Raw genomic sequence first — 18,234 nt, 5'->3', positions numbered from 1 at the left:
GGTCAGTCGGTGGTCGGGCGGCGGTTGCGGGGCGGCGGTTTCTTGCGGCCGGCGACCAGCGTGTCGCCGGGGACCGGAGACGGGTCCTCGGCCGGTTTGGCCTCGGCGGGCTTGGCCTCCGCGCTCTGGGCGCGCGGCCTGGGATGCGGCGCCGTGTCGTCGCCGGCCGGCGCGGGAGACTCCTCCGGCGTGCGCTGGGGTTCGTCCGGCTCTCTGAGCGAGGCGATGACCTGGTCGGCCTCGTTGTCGGCGGCGAACTCGTTCGCCGCCTCCGACTCCCTCCGGCGGATCACCACCATGTGGTCCACCGACACCCGTCCCGCGCCGACCACGGCGAGCAGGAGCGCGGCGGCGCCGAGGAGGATCAGCTCGTTCAGGCTGATCGGATTGAGCGGCGGGGCCACCAGGAAGACCGCGAGCGCCTCGGCGAACAGGATCAGACCGGTGATCGAGACTGCCAGCCCGGCGATCAGCAGTGCGCCACCGATGAGCTCGGTGAGCATGGTGACCGTGGCCCAGGCGCCGGGCGCGGGGGCGCCCTGCTTCTGGAAGTTCGCCCCGGTGATCTTCAGTCCGTCTTCCAGCTTGGTCCAGCCATTGGCGAAGAAAATACCGCCCACACCGATGCGGGCGACTAAAGCGGCAAGATCACGAAGGACCTGTTTCACGGTTGTTGTCTGCCCTAATCGGGACATGGCACACCTCAATCACGGCGGAGCAGCATGGCCACCGCGACGGCGGTCAGGCTGAGCAGGATGACGCTCACGACCACGGTCGTGTGCAGGGCGTTGACGAAGGCCCACCGGGCGGCGTCGAGCAGCGCGGCCCCGGAGCTGCCGCCGATCTGGTGCGCGACGTGCGCGGCCGCGGCGAGCGACTGCCGGGCGGCGTCCATGCCGCCCGTGGACACACCGGGCACGGCGGGCAGGCCGGGGGCGTACACGATGGTGGTGATCGTGCCGAGCACGGCCACGCCGAGTCCGGCGCCCAGCTCGTACGCGGTCTCCTCGATGGCCGCGGCGCCGCCCGCCTGGGACTCGGAGGCCGCGGACATGATCGTGTCGGAGGCGGCCAGCAGCGCCACCTGCACCCCGAACCCGATGCCCACGAAGCAGACCGACAACATCACGGGATGCCCCTCGACGCCCCAGGTCAGGGTGGGCGTCAGGGCCAGCGCGACCAGGCCGAGCCCGCCGCTCATCGTGGCCCGCATGCCGATCCGCGGCAGGATGTGGGCGGCGGCCAGCCCGCCGGAGATCGCGGAGACGACCAGCGGCAACATCCGCACGGCCGCCCGCAGCGGGCTGTCGCCGAGCACGAGCTGCAGGTATTGAGCCAGCATGAGCTGCAGGCCCACCAGCGCGAACACGCCGAGCAGCACGCCCACGACCCCGGTGGTGAACCCCCGCCGGCGAAACAGCCCGACTTCGAGCAGCGGCGCGGCCAGGCGCGTCTGCCGCCGTACGAACACGATGAGCAGCGCCGGCCCGGTCAGGAACACCAGCGTGGCCGCCCACAGCGGCATGAGGCCGCCCGAGCCCGCCTCCTTCAGCCCGAAGGCCAGCGCGAGGATGCCCAGCACCGACAACACCGCGCTCGTCACGTCCCAGGGCAGGCCACGGCGCGGGCGGGAGTCCGGCAGCAGGCGGACGGCGGCGGGCAGCAACACCAGCAGGATCGGCACGTTGACCAGGAAGACCGCGCCCCACCAGAAGCCGACGAGCACGCCGCCGATGAGCGGCCCGACGGCCGCGCCGGCCGCCGCGACGGCGCTCCAGACGCCCAGCGCGATGGCCCGCTCCCGCCGGTCGGTGAACACCTGGCGGATCAGGGAGAGCGTGGCCGGCATGATCATCGCGCCGCCGACGCCGAGCAGCGCCCTGGCCAGGATCAGCGTCAGGGCGGTCGGGGCGCACGCGGCGGCGGCCGAGGCCACGCCGAACAGCACGAAGCCGGCCAGGACCAGCCGCTTGCGGCCGTACCTGTCGCCGAGCGTGCCGAACACGATCAGCAGCGGCGCGACCACCAGCGAGTAGATGTCGATGATCCACAGGAGTTGCACCGCGGAGGGCTCCAGCGCGGCCGTCAGGGCGGGCACCGCGATGTGCAGCACCGTGGCGTCCACCGTGATCAGCAGCAGGCTCGCGCTGAGCAGCACGAGCACGGCCCAGCGATGGGTCCCCTGCTTCTGATCGGCGGGCTGCGCGAGGGGTGCGGCCTGCGTGACGGTCATGGCCCTCCTTGCGGGCCGATCCGTTCACAGGGCCCGCACGTGCTGGTCATCGGTGGCGTCGCAGCCATGGCCCGGGGTTCGCTTCTCCCGGGCTCGGCCGCCTGACTGCGGCGCTCCGGCTTGCGTGGCAGCTTAGGCCATGGCCCGCGCTTGTCATAGCGGTATCGACTGATCCGCGGCTCTCGGACCTCTCTAGAGAGATACAGCCATATGTCGGTATCTATCCAAACGATCGTCCGCCAGCCGATCATGGGACGCGTGGGGACCGATCCACATGGCAGACCAGGCACGACACCCGACCGGCCCTCACGCGAATGGTGTGACGAGGCCCTGACCAGGCTGAACGCCGGCCGCCCCGAGTCCGCGCTGGAGGCGGCCCGGCGGGCGGCGGACCTCGATCCGGGCTCCGAATGGGCGTACCGGCTGATCAGCCTCGCGCACGAGCGGCTGGGCCGCGACGCCGACGCCCTGCCCGCCGCGGAGCGGGCCGTGGAGCTGGCCCGCGGCTCCTGGCCGGCCCGCGTGCGCCTGGCCGCGATCCTGCGCCGGGTCCCCGGCAGGTGGCAGGAGGCCGTCCAGCACGCCACGACGGCGGCACGGTTCGCGCCGGAGGAGCCCGGCCCCGAGGTCCTGCTGGGCGACCTGGCCCTGCTCCGCGGCGACCACGCCCGCGCCGAGCGGGCCTACAGGGCCGCGCTCGCCCTCGATCCCGGCCGGCCGCAGGCCCGCGTCAACCTGGGTCTGGCGCTGCTGCGCTGGGACCGCCCGCGCCCGCACCACGACCCGGCCTGGCCGGTGGATCCGCGCGACACGAGCCGGGCCAGGCGGGCGCTGGAGGTCTGGTCCCGTCAGGCTCACCTTCTGGCCGCCTTCGCCACGGTCGTGATCGCGGTGTGCGCGCTCTATCTCGACTGGGGCGCGCGGGCCCGGCTCGGCGGCTTCGCCGTGCTCGTGCTGCTGGTGCCGCTCACGGTCAGGCAGGCGCGGCGGGTGGGCCTGTGGCCGTACGTGCCGGCGATGCTCGGCCGGGATCCCTGGCTCGGCGCCTCGGTCGTCTCGGCGGTGTTGTCGGTGGTCGCGTTCGGCGTCTGGCTGCTGCTGGGAGCGATGCCCGCCCTCGCCGACCCGGTCCGGGCGGGGCTGGCGGGCCTCGTGGTGCTGGGCCGGTCGGCGCTGGCGGGCGTGCGGGCGCTGACCGAGGCGTGGCGCGGCCGGCCGCTGCGCGCGCTGGCCCAGACGACGGCGGGCGCGGCCGGGGAGCATCCGCACGCACCGGCCCAGAGGACGGCGGGCGCGGCCGGGGAGCGTCCGCACGCGCCGGCGGTCGCGGCCGGGGAGCGCACCGCCAGGAGGAACGCCGGCGTGACGCTCTGGATCATCCTCGGCAGGACCTGGTCGGTGCTGGTGCCGCTGGTCTGCGGGGCGCTCGCCGTGGAGCCCAGGGCGGCCGTGGTGGCGCTGGCGGTGCCGTACCCGCTGGTGCGCGGCTTCCTGCGGGCCCGTCACGGGGACGATCGGTGGTTACGGCCGGCGACGGGGCTCGTCGTGCTGTCCGCCGCGGCCTGCGCGGCGGGCGGGTTGCTGGGATCGGCCTGGGCGTGGCGGATCGGGCTCGGCGCGCTGGGGGCGGCGCTGGTCGTGTTCGCGGCGCGGGCGGCGCGGGCCTGGTGGCGGGGCGGCCCCGGGCCGTGGCGCACCTCCCTGATCATGTGCGACCTGCCCATGGGGGCCGAACCCTCCGTCCCGCTGGAGCCCGAGGTACGCCAGACCTTCTCCTACGCCCGCAGCATCGTCCTGTCCTACGGCGGCCCCCTCGGCCCGCGGGTCGTGGGCGCGGTGGCGTCCGTGACGTCCGGGGGCGAGCTGCGGCTGATCGTCGAGCCCGAGACCTGGGACGCCATCGAGGCCGATCCGCGGGTGGCGGTGTTCGCGACGGATCCGCTGCAGCGGCGGTTCTGGGTGGAGGTACGCGGGATCGCGGTGGCCGGCTCCGACGCCCTGCGGGTCACTCCCAAGCAAGTGCTCGTGGGCGAATACCCTGGGCGGCACCAGCGGCGCTGACTAGAGTTTTGTTCCATGGAGATCCTGCGCACGCCGGAAGAGCGCTTCGCGGACCTGCCCGGCTTCCCCTACGAGCCCCACTACGCCGACGTGGCCGGCGGCCTGCGCATGGCCTATGTCGAAGCGGGCCCTTCCGACGGCGAGCCCGTCGTGCTGCTGCACGGCGAGCCGAGCTGGTCGTTCCTCTACCGGCACGTCATGCGCGAGCTGGCCGCGGCCGGGCTGCGCGCCATCGCGGCCGACCTGGTCGGGTTCGGCCGCTCGGACAAGCCGGTCGAGCTCGCCGCGCACACCTACGCCAGGCACGTCGAGTGGACCCGGGCCCTGCTGTTCGACGCGCTCGGCCTGAGCGGCGTCACCATCGTCGGCCAGGACTGGGGCGGGCTGATCGGGCTGCGGATCGCGGCCGAGCACCCCGAGCGCGTCGCCAGGATCGTGGCCGCCAACACGGGCTTGCCGACGGGTGACATTCCCATGCCCGAGGTGTGGCATCGGTTCAGGAACGCGGTGCTCACGGCGCCCTCGCTGGATATCGCCAGGTTGGTCCAGGCCGGGTGCCGGAGCGAGCTGCCCGGCCCGGTGCGGGCGGCCTATGACGCGCCCTTCCCCGACGAGACGTACAAGGCGGGCCCGCGGGCCATGCCCGGCCTGGTGCCGATCACGCCCGACGATCCCGCCGCGCCCGCCAACCGCGCTGCCTGGCAGATCCTCACCACCCTCGACAGACCCTTCCTGGTGGCGTTCTCCGACGGGGATCCCATCACCGGGGGCATGGCGCCCATTCTGCGCAGAACGATCTCGGGCACGTCCGGCCTGGCACATCCCGTGATCGAGGGCGCCGGACACTTCCTGCAGGAGGACGCCGGCTCCGAGCTCGGGCGTCACATAGCCGGTTTCGTGACCTCCACCTAGCGTGTCAGGACCGCCCAACAGGTGGTCTGGTGCGGTATAACCGGGGGCGGACCGGGGAGGCGTGATGCAGGAGTCCGACAGGGCCCAGCCGGCGGGACGGGCCGCGGCGCGGGATCTGTTCGAGAAGGTGCGGCTGCGCTATTTCCACGTCCCGCAGGCCGTGCGCCGGGTCCTCTACGTGGTCGTGCTGGTGGTCGCCATGGGCATCGGCGCGGCGCTCGGCTGGGACCTGCTCAAGACCTTCCCCCTGGTCCTGCTGCTGCTCGCGTTCATCGCGCTGACCATGCGCTTCCCCCGCGCCGCCGCCACCGCGCTCGTCGTCGCCGGCTGGGCCCCGCTGGCGCTGATCGTGTTCTCCGGGCTGTTCGCCCCCGGCTCCACCGCGGTGCACCTGATGGTGGCGCTGGCCCTGCCCGTCGCCGCGGCCGCCCACCTCATCCGCTGGGTGACGCCGTGGGTGACCACGCTGATGGCGCTCCTGCCCGCCGGCCTGCTGGCCGCCGCCGTCTCGCCCGTCGCCGAGCAGAGCGCGGTCTGGGCCGGTTATGCCGCCGCGGCCGCCGTCCTGGTCTACCGCTTCCTCCTCGCCCGCCGGGCCAAGGCGGCCAGCGTCGCCGTCGAGGACCAGGTGCGGGTCAGGGCGCGCGAGGGCCGGCCGGAGTCGCCGCAGGACAAGTCCGCCGCGCCGCCGCAGATCTCCGTGGAGGAGGCGCTCAGCGAGCTGGAGAGCATGATCGGCCTGGCGCCGGTCAAGGAGCAGGTACGCTCGATCGCCGCCTCCATCGAGGCCTCCCGGCTGCGGGCCGAGGCCGGCTACACCGCCGATCGGCCCACCAGGCACTTCGTCTTCGTCGGCCCGCCCGGCACCGGCAAGACCAGCGTGGCCCGCGCGCTCGCCAAGATCTTCTACGCCTTCGGCCTGCTGGAGACCCCCTACGTGGTCGAGGCGCAGCGCGCCGACCTGGTGGGAGAGTTCCTGGGCGCGACCGCGATCAAGACCAACGAGCTGGTCGACCGGGCACTCGGCGGGGTGCTCTTCATCGACGAGGCGTACGGCCTGGTCAACTCCTCCGACGGCCAGCCCGACCGGTTCGGCTCCGAGGCCGTGCAGACCCTGCTCAAGCGGGCCGAGGACGACCGCGACCGGCTGATCATCATCCTGGCGGGCTACGAGCAGGAGATGGGCTCGTTCCTGTCCAGCAATCCCGGCCTGTCCAGCAGGTTCGCCACGCGGGTGCGCTTTCCCGGCTACTCCCCCGCCGAGCTGGTCGAGGTCACCGAGCTGCTCCAGCGGCGCAGGGGCGACACGATGGACGCCGAGACCCAGCAGGTGCTGCTCAGCCGCTACGACGACGTACACCGGCGCGGCCTGATCGACGAGCTGGGCAACGCCAGGTTCGCGCGCAGCCTGGTCGAGGCGGCGGCGCAGGCCCGTGACGTCCGCGTCGTCGGCGCCGGCGGCACCCCGACCACCCAGGACCTGGTGACCACCACCACGCCCGACGTGACCAAGGCGTTCAACGAGCTGACCGCGCGCTTCCGCGGCTACGTGGCCACGCCGACGCTGGAGGAGGCGCTGGCCGACCTCGACGCGATGGCGGGCCTGGCGCCGGTCAAGCGGCAGGTGCACGCCATCGCGGCCCAGCTCCAGGTGGCCCGGATGCGGCAGGAGCGCGGGCTGCCCACACCGCCGCAGATGCGCCACTTCGTGTTCGCCGGCCCGCCCGGCACCGGCAAGACCACGGTCGCCAGGGTCCTGAGCCGTATCTTCGCCGCGCTCGGCCTGCTGGCCAGGCCCGACGTCATCGAGGCGCACCGGGCCGACCTGGTCGGCCAGCACCTCGGCGCGACCGCCATCAAGACCAACGAGCTGGTCGACCGGGCGCTCGGCGGGGTGCTCTTCATCGACGAGGCCTACAGCCTGGTCAACCCCGGCTACCAGGGCGGCGACGCGTTCGGCTCCGAGGCCGTGCAGACCCTGCTCAAGCGGGCCGAGGACGACCGCGACCGGCTCGTCATCGTGCTGGCCGGCTACCAGCGCGAGATGGACTCCTTCCTGACCAGCAACCCCGGCCTGGCCAGCCGGTTCAGCCAGCGGGTGGCCTTCCCCAGCTACTCCCCGCAGGAGTTGTCCCAGATCGCGGTGCTGCTGGCGGAGAAGTCGGGCGACTCCTTCGACGCCGAGGCGCTGCGCGACCTCGACGACGTGTTCGCCTGGGTGTGCGAGGAGCGGCTGATCGACGGGCTCGGCAACGGCCGGTTCGCCAGGTCGCTGTTCGAGCGGGCCGCCATGCGGCGTGACGTGCGGCTGGCCGCCCACGCCTCGCGCGGGGGGTCGGCCAGCTCGGCCGACCTGACGACGATCATGAGCGAGGACGTCCGCACCGCGGTGGACGAACTTTCCGGACGTTGACCATCTTTGGCGGTTGCGTGCGCCACGACAATCACATGGTGTAGCAATATAGCTACCGTCGGTCGTGACGGGCGGCCTGCTGGAGTGGGCCGCACCTACGTGCCCTGCGCGTCGGAGGGGGATCGATGGCGGGATGGCTGACCCGCAGGCTGCTCAACTACGTCGTGCTCGTCGCGGTGGCCGCCAGTCTCGCCTACCTGCTCGCGGCCACGGCCCTCGACCCGCGCTCCAACTACGCCGACCGCACCCCGAAGCCGCCGGCCGCCGTCGTCGACGCCCAGCTCACCGCGCTCAACCTCAACGACAAGACGCCGCTGCTGCAGCGCTACGCCACCTGGGCGGGCGGCGTGCTGCACGGCGACTTCGGCCGCTCGGTCGCGGGCTCGCCGGTCAACGCCGACCTCAAGCGCCGCATGGGCGTCACCTTCCGGCTGGTCATGCTCGGGTTGATCTTCGGCAGCCTGCTGGGGGTGCTGGCCGGCGCCCTGGCGGCGGTCAACCAGTACGGATGGTTCGACCGGATCTCGACCGCCCTGTCCTTCGTGGTGCTGGCCGTGCCGGTGGTCGTGCTGGCCAACATGCTGATCCTGCTGGCCGCGTGGGCCAACGAGCGGGTGTTCGGCCGGCAGGTGTTCCTCGTCTCCGGCGAATACAGCGTCGGGCTGACCACCGGCTTCTGGGGGCAGGCGCTCGACCGGCTGCAGCACCTGATCCTGCCGACCGTCTCGCTGGCGGTGGGCCTCATCGCGGTCTTCAGCCGCTACCAGCGCAACATGATGCTCGACGTGCTCGGCGCCGACTACGTCCGCACGGCCAGGGCCAAGGGACTGAGCAGGAGCCAGGCGCTCATCCGGCACGCGCTGCGGACGGCGCTGATCCCGGTGGCGACCTACTTCGCGTTCACGTTCGGGTCGCTGCTGACGGGGGCGACGTTCACGGAGAAGATCTTCGGCTGGCACGGGCTGGGCGAGCAGCTCATCAACTCCATCTTCACCAACGACGTCAACACCGTCGCGGCCATCTCGTGCCTCGCGGCCGTCGCCGTGTTGTGCGCCTCGCTCGCCGCCGACCTGCTGCACGCCGCGCTCGACCCGAGGGTGCGGGCCTGATGACGCTGTCCGAGGAGGAGCTGGCCGAGAACCTCACCGGCGAGGTCACGACCAGGGTGCCGTCCAGGGTGCGGGTGGTCGCCGGGCGCTTCTTCCGCTCCGCGCAGGGACGCGCCGGGTTCGCGGTGCTGGCGTTCATGTTCCTGCTGGCCTTCGCGGGGCCGCTGTTCAGCGCATGGACCTACACCGACAAGGACTTCACCGCGTTCCTGCAGCCGCCGTCGGCCTCCCACTGGTTCGGAACGCTCCAAACGGGCGCCGACGTCTACGCGGTGACGCTGCGCGGCATGCAGAAGTCGCTGGTCGTCGGGCTGCTGGCGGCGCTGGTGTCGACGGCGCTGGCCGCCGTGGTGGGCGCGTTCGCCGGCTACTTCAGGGGGTGGACGGACCGGACCCTGACCTGGGTGTCCGACCTGCTGCTGGTGCTGCCCGCGTTCCTGATCCTGGCGATCATGTCGCCGCTGTTCGGGTCGGGGCAGTGGCCGCTGTTCGTGATCATGCTGGCACTGTTCCTGTGGATGGTCACCTCGAAGATCGTGCGCGGGATGGCGATCTCACTGAAGGAGCGGGAGTTCGTGCAGGCCGCGCGCTACATGGGGGTGCCGCCGGTGCGGATCATCTTCCGGCACGTGATCCCCAACCTGTCGTCGTTGCTGATCGTGGACGCCACGCTCAACGTCAGCGCCGCGATCCTCACCGAGACCTCGCTGTCGTACTTCGGGTTCGGCATCCAGCCGCCCGACGTGTCGTTCGGGACGCTGATCGCCGACGGCTCCAAGACGGCCGTCTACGCGCCGTGGACGTTCTGGTTCGTGGCCGGGCTGCTGGTGGTCACCGTGCTCGCGGTCAACCTGATCGGCGACGCGCTGCGGGACGCGTTCGACCCGTCGTCGAAGAGGGCGCGATGAAGCCGGTCCTGGAGGTCAGCGGGCTCAACGTCTCCTTCGGCGACGTGCGCGCGGTGCGCGGGGTCAGCTATGCCGTACGCCCGGGAGAGGTGCTCGGCATCGTCGGCGAGTCGGGCTCGGGCAAGTCGGTCACCTCGGCCGCCGTCATGGGGCTGCTGCCGCCGGGGGCGCGGGTCACCGGGTCGGTCCGGCTGCACGGCAAGGAGCTGATCGGGGCCTCGGAGCGGGAGCTGACGTCCTTTCGCGGCAAGGCCATGTCGATGGTGTTCCAGGACCCGCTGTCCGCGCTGACGCCCGTCTACCGGGTGGGCGACCAGATCGCCGAGGCCGTGCGCGTGCACCAGCGGGTCAGCAAGGAGACCGCCCTGGTCAAGGCCATCGAGCTGCTCGAACTCGTCGGCATCCCGCATCCCGCCGAGCGGGCGCTGGCCTTCCCGCACGAGTTCTCGGGCGGGATGCGGCAGCGCGTGGTGATCGCGATGGCCATCGCCAACGACCCCGACGTGATCATCTGTGACGAGCCGACCACGGCGCTCGACGTCACCATCCAGGCGCAGGTGCTGGAGGTGCTGAAGCGGGCGCAGCGCAAGACCGGCGCGGCGATCATCATGATCACGCACGATCTCGGCGTGGTGGCCGGCTTCGCCGACCGGGTGCTGGTCATGTACGCCGGGCGCCCGGTCGAGGTGGGCGACGTGGACGACATCTACTACCGGACGCGGATGCCGTACACGGCGGGGCTGCTCGGCTCGATCCCGCGTGTGGACCGGGACGGCCGCCAGCCGCTGACGCCCATCGAGGGCAACCCGCCCTCTCCCGCCGCGCTGCCGCCGGGCTGCCCGTTCGCGCCCCGCTGCCCGATGCGGATCGACGCGTGCGACGAGCGGGAGCCGCCGCTGTTCGAGGTCGCGGAGGGGCACCGGGCCGCCTGCATCCGCTGGGACGAGGTGCGGCCGGGCCCGCGCCCGGCCCCGGCCGAGACGCGGGGGCCGCGGGTGCGCGGCGAGCGGACGGTGCTGGAGGTGCGCGACCTGGTCAAGCACTTTCCGCTGCTCAAGGGGGCGCTGTTCAAGCGCAGGATCGGCACGGTGCAGGCGGTGGCCGGGGCCAGCTTCGACATCCGCCAGGGCGAGACGCTGGGGCTGGTCGGCGAGTCCGGCAGCGGCAAGACGACCACGCTGACACAGATCCTTGAGCTGGTCCCGCCGCAGGAGGGCAGCGTCGTCGTGCTCGGCCACGACACGGCGCGGCTCACCTCCGCCGAGCGCACCGAGATCCGGCGTGACATGCAGGTCGTCTTCCAGGATCCGATGGCCTCGCTCGATCCGCGCATGACCGTGCACGACATCCTGGCCGAGCCGCTGCGCACCCACGGGCACCGGCGTCCCGGCCGGCGGATCGCCGAGCTGCTCACCCTGGTGGGGCTCGACGTCGCGCACGCGGCCCGCTACCCGCAGGACTTCTCGGGCGGGCAGCGGCAGCGCATCGGCATCGCCAGGGCGCTCGCGCTGGAGCCCAGGCTGCTGGTGCTGGACGAGCCCGTCTCGGCGCTCGACGTGTCGATCCAGGCCGGCGTGATCAAGCTGCTCGACTCGCTGCGGGCCGGGCTGGGGCTGTCCTACCTGTTCGTGGCGCATGATCTGGCCGTGGTGCGCTACATCGCCGACCGGGTGGCGGTGATGTACCTCGGCAGGATCGCCGAGATCGGTCAGGTGGACGCGGTCTACGACGCGCCCATGCATCCGTACACGCAGGCGCTGCTGTCGGCGATCCCGCTGCCCGATCCGGTACGCGAGCGCTCGCGCGAGCGCATTCTGCTCGAAGGCGACCTGCCCAGCCCGGCCAACCCTCCGACGGGCTGCCGATTCCGCACCAGGTGCCCGAAGTTCCGGGCCGAGCTCACCGACGCCGAGCGGGGGCTCTGCGTGCACGTGGAGCCCGAGGTGCGGCTCCTGGGCGCGGACCAGGGCGCGGCCTGCCATTACGCCGAGAGCCGCGAAGTCGTTTGAATCAGGAGGAATTCGCTTGACGAAACCATCACGTCTGGTCGTGGCCGTCGCCGTGACGGGCTCGCTGTGCCTGGCGGGCTGCGGTGGCAACGGCACCGGCGGCACCGGCGGCGCCAGTGGCCCGAAGGCTCAGGACCGCGCCGGAGACGGGCGCACGCTCAAGGCCTTCGACATCAATCCGCAGCCGCGCGAGAAGGTCAAGGACGGCGGGACGCTGCGCTGGGGCATCAACGAGTTCCCCGCCCAGTGGAACAGGAGCCACGTCGACGGCAACCTGGCGATGGCCGCCGTGGTGAGCAACGCGCTGCTGCCGTCGCCGTTCCACTCCAACGAGAAGGCGGAGATCTCGGTCGATCGCGACTACGTGCTCGACGCCAGGGTGACCCAGCAGCAGCCCAAGCAGACGGTCACGTACACGCTCAATCCCAAGGCCAAATGGTCCGACGGGAAGCCGATCACGTGGGCCGACTACCAGGCGCAGTGGCAGGCGCTGAACGGGCGCGACCCCGCCTTCCACATCGTCTCCTCCACCGGCTACCAGGACATCGCGAAGGTGGCGCGGGGGAAGGACGACTATGAGGTGGAGGTGACGTTCACCAGGCCGTTCGGCGACTGGCAGTCGCTGTTCGGGCCGCTGCTGCCCGCCGCCACCAACCGGACGGCCGAGGCGTTCAACAACGCCTGGCTGAACAAGATCCCGGCCTCGGCCGGGCCGTTCAAGTTCGGGGGGTTCGACCAGACCGCCAAGACGATCACCCTGGTGCGCGACGATTCCTGGTGGGGCGCCCGGGCCAAGCTGGACAAGATCATCTATCGGTCGTCGGAGCAGGACTCGCTGATCGGGGCGTTCAGCAACGGCGAGCTCGACATCATCGACGTCGGGCCGTCGGCGCCCGACTACGCGCGGGCCAAGGCCACGGCGGGGGCGCAGGTGCGGCAGGCAGCCGGGCCCGATTTCCGACATTTCACCTTTAATGGGTCCAGCGAGTTGTTGTCGGATCAGAATGTGCGGCAGGCCATCCAGCTCGGCATCAACCGGCAGGCCATCGCGCAATCCGACCTGCAAGGGCTCGACTGGCCGATCGCGCTGCTGAACAACCACTTCTTCATGAACACGCAGGAGGGGTATCAGGACAACGCCGGGAGCCTGGGGGTTTACAACCCGGGCAAGGCGCGGCAACTGCTGGACGCGGCCGGGTGGAAGCTGAACGGGTCGGTGCGGCAGAAGGACGGCAAGACGCTCGACCTGCGGTTCGTGGTGCCGTCGGGGGTCCAGCTCAGCAAGGCCGAGGGTGAGCTGGCGCAGAGCATGCTGACGCAGATCGGCGTCAAGCTGTCCATCAAGGCGGTGCCGAGCGACGACTTCTTCACCAAGTACGTCATTCCCGGCAATTTCGACATCACGCCCTTTGCCTATATCGGTACGCCGTTCCCCGTTTCGAGCAGCTATGGGATCTACGCGAACGCCGCCGATGGGAAGACGTGGAACGCCAACTTCGGGCGTACCGGATCTCCGGCCATCGACGAGGCCATGAGCCGGGCCGCGCAGAGCCTGGATCCGGCGCAGGCCCGCACCCTCACCAACGCCGCCGACAAGCTGATCTGGCAGATCGTGAACGTGCTGCCGCTCTACCAGCGCCCGCAGAACGTCGCGACCCGGCAGACGCTCGCCAACGTGGGGGCGCGCGGATTCTACGACCTCCGCTACGAGGACATCGGCTTCACCGGCTGATCCACACCGCGCACGCCATCGGCCCGCCACACCGGACCGGCCGATGGCGTGCGCGCGAGAGCCGCCGGGCGCGGGGCAGGTCAGGCGGAGCTGCCGACCACGGTGCGGTCGACGATGCCCTTGTTGCCCTCCTCGCGCGCGCAGTGCGCGCAGCAGTACCAGTGCTCGCCCGACTGCACCCCATGCCCGATGACCTTCGTGCCGCAGTGCTCGCAGATCGGGGCCATCGCCTCGATCGCGCACTGGAAGCAGTCGAAGGTGTGCACCGCTCCCTGCGCGTGCACCTCGAACGCCATGTCGTAGTCGTTGCCGCAGGTCTCGCAGACAGCCATGGTGATCCCCTTATCGCAGTCGATCCGCCGGGGGGATACCCGGTTCCGTGGTCTCTCTTCCTCAAAGAACCACCATATTCAGGCCGCGTCACCCCGTCCCGGGCGCTCGGTCACGAAGCGGGCCGGCAGCGGCAGGCCCAGGAGCCCGAGCGCGGCCGGCGCGGCGGGGAGTCCGAGCCAGACGCTCAGACCGGCGATGCGCGGCATTTACCAGCAACCCTTGAAATTTCGGTCAGAGCCCCGTAAAGATCGTCGTTGACCTTTGTACCCCCCACCGAAGGGACGATCGTGCTCACCCGAACGGTCATCGCGGCCGCCCTGGTCGCCGCCGGAATCGCCGCCATCCCCTCCGCCGCGTACGCCGGGTCGGCGGCCTACACACCCGAGCGGATCTGCGGCAAGGGCTTCCACCGAGTCACGGACGGCCACCGCGCGATGAAGACCCGCGCGGGAGCCGTGTTCGGGCACGTCTACCTGATGTACAGCAAGCGCAGCGGCAAGAACTGCGTAGCCGCGATCAAGACGGCCTATCTGGGCACCCGCACGGTCACCGGCGCCTACCTGGAGGTCCGGGGCGGCGGCAAGACGGAGGACGCGCAGAAGTACCGCTACTACGCCGAGACCGGCCACATCGACGGAAGCTGGAAGTGCGTGCGGTACGCCGGGTGGACCCGCGACCCCGGCAACCGCGTCGAGGCGTGGGGCGGCCGGAAGTCCTGGGGCAACTGCAAGGGATAGCTCTTCGCCAGGCGCCGGATCGGGGCCGTACCACTGCGCAGAAATGCGTTGAGCGATGCCGGGCACCCGGATTAGGTTGTCGCGCATGGCGGGTCACCGGCCCGCCGTGCCGGCGCCGGGCGGCGCGGCGTTGCCAGCGATGCGGGGGCAGAGCATGAAACGCGTCAGAGTCAGGAAGTCGGTGCCCAGGCGGCGCCCGCGGCCGGGGTTGGACCTGCGTTCACCGGCGGGCCGCAATCTTCCCTATTGACATACTCCTTACAGCAAACTTACGGGGGTATCTGTAGATAACATAGATAACAAGAACATCACGGGGGGCGCACGATGAAGAGGCTTGTGGCAGTGCCGCCACATGTCGCCAGGCACAAGGTCCGCGACATTCGCTCCACCGATCGCCGCAAGCCGCCCGCCGATCCCAAGGTGATCGACATACGGGCCTACGCCGGGCGCAACGTCATCCACTTCCCCGGCGGTCCCACGCCCGCCGCCTGACGCCATCCGGGCCCAGGCCGTGACGGGCCTGGGCCGGCGACGTGGGATCAGCCGTAGAGCTTCTTGGCGTAGAGCTGACCGTAGTAGCTCTCCAGCTCTTCCACCGTCTCCTCCACCTTCTGCACGTCTTTCACAAGCCGCGCGTGCGAGGGCAGGGCGTCGGGCTCCCAGCTCTCGGGCCGCCACAACGAGGAGCGCATGAACGCCTTCGCGCAGTGGAAGTAGATCGTCTCGATGTCGACCACGAGCGCGAGGTGCGGCCGGTGGCCCTTGACCACCATGTCGTCGAAGAACGGGGCTTCGCGGACGAGCCGGGCCCGGCCGTTGACGCGCAGGGTCTCGTTGCGCCCGGGGATGACAAAGATCAACCCCACATGCGGATTTTTCAGGATATTGAGGAATCCGTCTGCTCTGCGGTTCCCCGGGCGGTCCGGGATGGCGATCGTGTGGTCATCGAGAACGTGCACGAACCCGGCCGGGTCACCCTTCGGCGAGACGTCGCAGTTGCCCACGTCGTCCGAGGTGGCGATCAGGCAGAACGGCGAGGCCGCCAGCCACTCCCGGTCGCGCTCATGCAGGCGCGGGCGCTCCTTGGTCACGGCCCTCGGCATCACCTCGCCGAGCAGTTCGCGCAGTTCGGCCTCCGACCCGATCTCAGCCCAGCTCATGTGATCTCCTGTTTCAGGGGTTTTCCACTATTTTGTCAGGAAATCAGGTCCCTTGGTGCTGTGGCGGGCTCGGTGCTGGCGGACCTTCTCCCGGTTGCCGCACCGGCTCATCGAGCACCACTGGCGTTTGCCCGCGTTGGAGCGGTCGGTGAAGCGCAGGCCGCACGTGGCACTGGCGCAGACGCGTAGCTGCCGCCGCTCGTCGCCGCCCAGCAGGGCCACCGCGTCGTACGCGATCTCCGCCAGCGCCGCCTCGCCCGGGTCCGGGGGCGGCAGCCGTACCAGGGAGAGATCGGGGGCGAGCTGGAGCACGGCCGCCCGCCGGCGCGCGGCCCAGTCGTTGACCAGCTCCAGGTCCGCCGGGTCCGGGACCGTGGCGGCGAGCGCGGCGTCGACGCACCGGCTGATCGCCTCCCGCAGGTCCCGCGCCCGTGCCAGCCGTGCGCCGTCGGCCCGCGCCGTGCCGTGACCGGCCGCCGTCAGCCAGGCGACCAGGTCGGCGGGCTCGCGCAGCAACTCCCAGCCGCCGCTCTTCCGGCTCCGGTACGTGTTCACGAAATCGAGGCTCGGCCGCCCCCCGTCCCACACCCAGTCCATGCCCTAACTCTATGATGGAGTTACCGGTAACCCCATGATGGAGTTAACACCATGACGGAATCGCGGATGGCGGACCTCGACGGCCTGCGGACGCACTACCTCATCGACGGTCACGGCCCGCTGCTCATGCTGCTGCACGGCTGGCCGCAGACCGGCCACTGCTGGCGGCATCTGATGCCGGCCCTGGCCGAGCACTTCACGGTGGTGGCGCCCGACCTGCGCGGCTACGGCAGGACGGACAAGCCGGCCACCGGCTACGACAAGCGCACGATGGCGGCCGACCTCCGGGCGCTGGCCCGCTCGCTGGGCCACGACACCGTGCGGCTCGCCGGCCACGACCGGGGGGCCAGGGTCGCCCACCGCTACGCGCTCGACCACCCGGACGAGGTGGAGCGGCTGGTGGTGATGGACATCATCCCGACGCGGGCGGTGTGGGAGCGGTTCGACATGAGGACCGGGCTGGCGGCGAGCACCTGGCACTGGGTCTTCCACCTGCAGCCCGACCTGCCGGAGCGGCTCGCGGGCCAGGACGTGCGCGGCTATCTGGGCCACTTCTTCGAGCAGTGGACGGTGCAGCGGTCGCGGCTGGAGATCGAGGAGTACGTACGGGCCTTCGAGCGGCCGGGCACCCTGCGGGCCGGGTTCGAGGACTACCGGGCCTCCTTCCCGCACGACGCCGAGCACGACGACGCCGACTGGGAGCAGGGCAGGCGGCTGGAGATGCCGGTGCTGGCGCTCTGGGGAGCGGCAGGGCTGCCCGCCGAGGTGCCCGTGCTGGACGTCTGGCGGGATTACGCCCTTGACGTGCGAGGGGCCGAAATCCCGGAGTGCGGGCATTTCCTGGCGGAGGAGCAGCCGGACGCCGTGCTGGCCCACCTCATGGACTTTCTGCTGCCCGCCTGACTACCACCTGCGGGCGTGCGCCATCGCGGCGAGGTAGCCGTCCCGTTCGACCGCGAACTTGGCCGGCTCCATGCCCTTGCGCTCGGCCCGCAGGTGCACCATGGTCAGCTCGGTCGCCGCCTGCTGGTAGTCGCTCATGGCCCGGCCGAGCCCCGATTTCCTGGACCACTTGCGGGCGGCCTTGCGCCCGGCCAGAGTGCAGAGCATCCGGACGTCGGCCTCGGTGACCAGGCCGGTCTGCTGGTAGGCGGGCAGGTAGAGGCTCATCTTGGCGACGAGCTGGCGGCGCTCGCGGACGGTCACGATGATCAGGGCGACAAGCGCCGCCATGATCACGAGGTAGGCGCTGCCCAGCCAGCCGAGCGAGCCGGTGGTGGCGGCGCCGTTCCACAGGGCGTGCAGGGAGACGGCCGCCAGGTAGCCGAGCGGGATCGCGGCGAGCCTGGCGGGGGTGCGGCGGGTGAGCGCGTAGGCGACGCCGAGCCCGATCATGGAGGTGTAGATCGGGTGGCCGAGCGGGTCGATCAGCCCGCGCAGGACGAAGAGCTGGACCACGCCCTTGGGGCCGTCCTCCCCGAACGCGAGCAGGTAGTAGCCGACGTTCTCCACGGCGGCGAAGCCGAGGCCGGCCATGGAGGCGTACACGATGCCGTCGGTCAGGCCGTCGATCTCGGCCCTCCTGCGCAGGAGCAGCAGCAGCGCCGAGCCTTTGAGCGCCTCCTCGATCACGGGCGCGAGCAGGACCGTGCCGACGTCCTTGACCACCGCGGAGTCGTAGCCGGCGCTGCTGAACAGCTCCTGGCCCAGGAGGGTCAGCGCGATGCCCAGCACGATCGCCACGCCGGCGCCCCACGCGAACGCGAAGGCGAGGTTGAGCTTGGGCTCCGGCTCCAGCCGGTCGAGCGAGAGCACGGCCGCGAGGAGCACCGGCAGCGGCGCGACGGCCAGCAGCGCGGACAGGCCGAATCCGACGGGGCCGCCGGTCACCAGCATGACGGCGAGCGTGATCAGTGCGAGGGCGCCCGAGACGATGAGGCCGATGAGCAGTGCCTTGCTGGGACGCTGAGCGAGGAGGGGAGCTGTCATCGTGGTGCCTCTCTTCCCGTCGAGTCCGACCACTATGCGCC

The 18,234-nt window shown here is 71.3% G+C and carries 17 protein-coding genes; 10 read left to right on the top strand and 7 right to left on the bottom strand.

Features of this window, described 5'->3' with window-relative positions; all coding sequences use genetic code 11:
- Positions 1–2 precede the first annotated feature (2 nt).
- Complete coding sequence (locus tag ACWD0F_RS19290) at positions 3–695, bottom strand: DoxX family membrane protein (RefSeq protein WP_449877171.1); 693 nt, start codon at positions 693–695, stop codon at positions 3–5.
- 8 nt (positions 696–703) lie between these two features.
- On the bottom strand, positions 704–2,233 hold the full coding sequence (locus tag ACWD0F_RS19285; RefSeq protein WP_449877169.1) for an MFS transporter: 1,530 nt from the start codon (positions 2,231–2,233) through the stop codon (positions 704–706).
- 258 nt (positions 2,234–2,491) lie between these two features.
- On the opposite strand from ACWD0F_RS19285, the gene ACWD0F_RS19280 reads away from it, so the two are divergent.
- The 7 genes from ACWD0F_RS19280 to ACWD0F_RS19250 all read left to right on the top strand — a co-directional run bounded on the left by ACWD0F_RS19280 (position 2,492) and on the right by ACWD0F_RS19250 (position 13,377).
- On the top strand, positions 2,492–4,294 hold the full coding sequence (locus ACWD0F_RS19280) for a tetratricopeptide repeat protein (RefSeq protein ID WP_449877167.1): 1,803 nt from the start codon (positions 2,492–2,494) through the stop codon (positions 4,292–4,294).
- Between the two features lie 15 nt (positions 4,295–4,309).
- Positions 4,310–5,206: a haloalkane dehalogenase gene (locus tag ACWD0F_RS19275; RefSeq protein ID WP_449877165.1), complete on the top strand. Its 897-nt coding sequence runs from the start codon at positions 4,310–4,312 to the stop codon at positions 5,204–5,206.
- 64 nt (positions 5,207–5,270) lie between these two features.
- Positions 5,271–7,619 carry an AAA family ATPase gene (locus tag ACWD0F_RS19270; RefSeq protein WP_449877163.1) on the top strand — a complete coding sequence of 783 codons (2,349 nt, stop codon included), beginning with the start codon at positions 5,271–5,273 and terminating at the stop codon, positions 7,617–7,619.
- 125 nt (positions 7,620–7,744) lie between these two features.
- A complete protein-coding gene (locus ACWD0F_RS19265; RefSeq protein ID WP_449877161.1) occupies positions 7,745–8,728 on the top strand; it encodes an ABC transporter permease in 984 nt (327 codons plus the stop codon).
- Positions 8,728–9,636, top strand: a complete 909-nt coding sequence (locus ACWD0F_RS19260; protein WP_449877159.1) for an ABC transporter permease — start codon at positions 8,728–8,730, stop codon at positions 9,634–9,636. The genes ACWD0F_RS19265 and ACWD0F_RS19260 overlap by 1 nt, the downstream gene beginning before the upstream one ends.
- A complete protein-coding gene (locus tag ACWD0F_RS19255; protein ID WP_449877157.1) occupies positions 9,633–11,645 on the top strand; it encodes a dipeptide ABC transporter ATP-binding protein in 2,013 nt (670 codons plus the stop codon). The genes ACWD0F_RS19260 and ACWD0F_RS19255 overlap by 4 nt, the downstream gene beginning before the upstream one ends.
- A gap of 16 nt (positions 11,646–11,661) precedes the next feature.
- Complete coding sequence (locus tag ACWD0F_RS19250; RefSeq protein WP_449877155.1) at positions 11,662–13,377, top strand: ABC transporter family substrate-binding protein; 1,716 nt, start codon at positions 11,662–11,664, stop codon at positions 13,375–13,377.
- Positions 13,378–13,457: 80 nt separating this feature from the next.
- Here the strand turns inward: ACWD0F_RS19250 and ACWD0F_RS19245 are convergent, their stop codons facing one another.
- On the bottom strand, positions 13,458–13,709 hold the full coding sequence (locus ACWD0F_RS19245; protein ID WP_449877153.1) for a hypothetical protein: 252 nt from the start codon (positions 13,707–13,709) through the stop codon (positions 13,458–13,460).
- A 78-nt stretch (positions 13,710–13,787) separates the two neighbouring features.
- The gene (locus ACWD0F_RS19240) at positions 13,788–13,916 is read right to left on the bottom strand and encodes a hypothetical protein (RefSeq protein WP_449877151.1); all 129 of its coding nucleotides are present in this window, start codon (positions 13,914–13,916) and stop codon (positions 13,788–13,790) included.
- A 48-nt stretch (positions 13,917–13,964) separates the two neighbouring features.
- Here ACWD0F_RS19240 and ACWD0F_RS19235 point away from each other — a divergent pair, with 48 nt between their 5' ends.
- Positions 13,965–14,447: a hypothetical protein gene (locus tag ACWD0F_RS19235; protein ID WP_449877149.1), complete on the top strand. Its 483-nt coding sequence runs from the start codon at positions 13,965–13,967 to the stop codon at positions 14,445–14,447.
- Positions 14,448–14,771: 324 nt separating this feature from the next.
- A complete protein-coding gene (locus ACWD0F_RS19230) occupies positions 14,772–14,939 on the top strand; it encodes a hypothetical protein (RefSeq protein WP_449877147.1) in 168 nt (55 codons plus the stop codon).
- Between the two features lie 47 nt (positions 14,940–14,986).
- Here the strand turns inward: ACWD0F_RS19230 and ACWD0F_RS19225 are convergent, their stop codons facing one another.
- Both ACWD0F_RS19225 and ACWD0F_RS19220 read right to left on the bottom strand, forming a co-directional pair.
- The gene (locus tag ACWD0F_RS19225; RefSeq protein WP_449877145.1) at positions 14,987–15,607 is read right to left on the bottom strand and encodes a pyridoxamine 5'-phosphate oxidase family protein; all 621 of its coding nucleotides are present in this window, start codon (positions 15,605–15,607) and stop codon (positions 14,987–14,989) included.
- A 27-nt stretch (positions 15,608–15,634) separates the two neighbouring features.
- On the bottom strand, positions 15,635–16,204 hold the full coding sequence (locus tag ACWD0F_RS19220) for a CGNR zinc finger domain-containing protein (protein WP_449877143.1): 570 nt from the start codon (positions 16,202–16,204) through the stop codon (positions 15,635–15,637).
- Positions 16,205–16,255: 51 nt separating this feature from the next.
- Here ACWD0F_RS19220 and ACWD0F_RS19215 point away from each other — a divergent pair, with 51 nt between their 5' ends.
- Complete coding sequence (locus tag ACWD0F_RS19215) at positions 16,256–17,107, top strand: alpha/beta fold hydrolase (RefSeq protein ID WP_449877141.1); 852 nt, start codon at positions 16,256–16,258, stop codon at positions 17,105–17,107.
- Here the strand turns inward: ACWD0F_RS19215 and ACWD0F_RS19210 are convergent, their stop codons facing one another.
- A complete protein-coding gene (locus tag ACWD0F_RS19210) occupies positions 17,108–18,193 on the bottom strand; it encodes a PrsW family intramembrane metalloprotease (RefSeq protein WP_449877140.1) in 1,086 nt (361 codons plus the stop codon).
- Between the last annotated feature and the right edge of the window lie 41 nt (positions 18,194–18,234).

The organism is Nonomuraea sp. NPDC002799 (assembly GCF_053592075.1).
The sequence above is the reverse complement of the archived record's forward strand: the minus strand, read 5'-3'. Positions and strand labels throughout refer to the sequence as shown.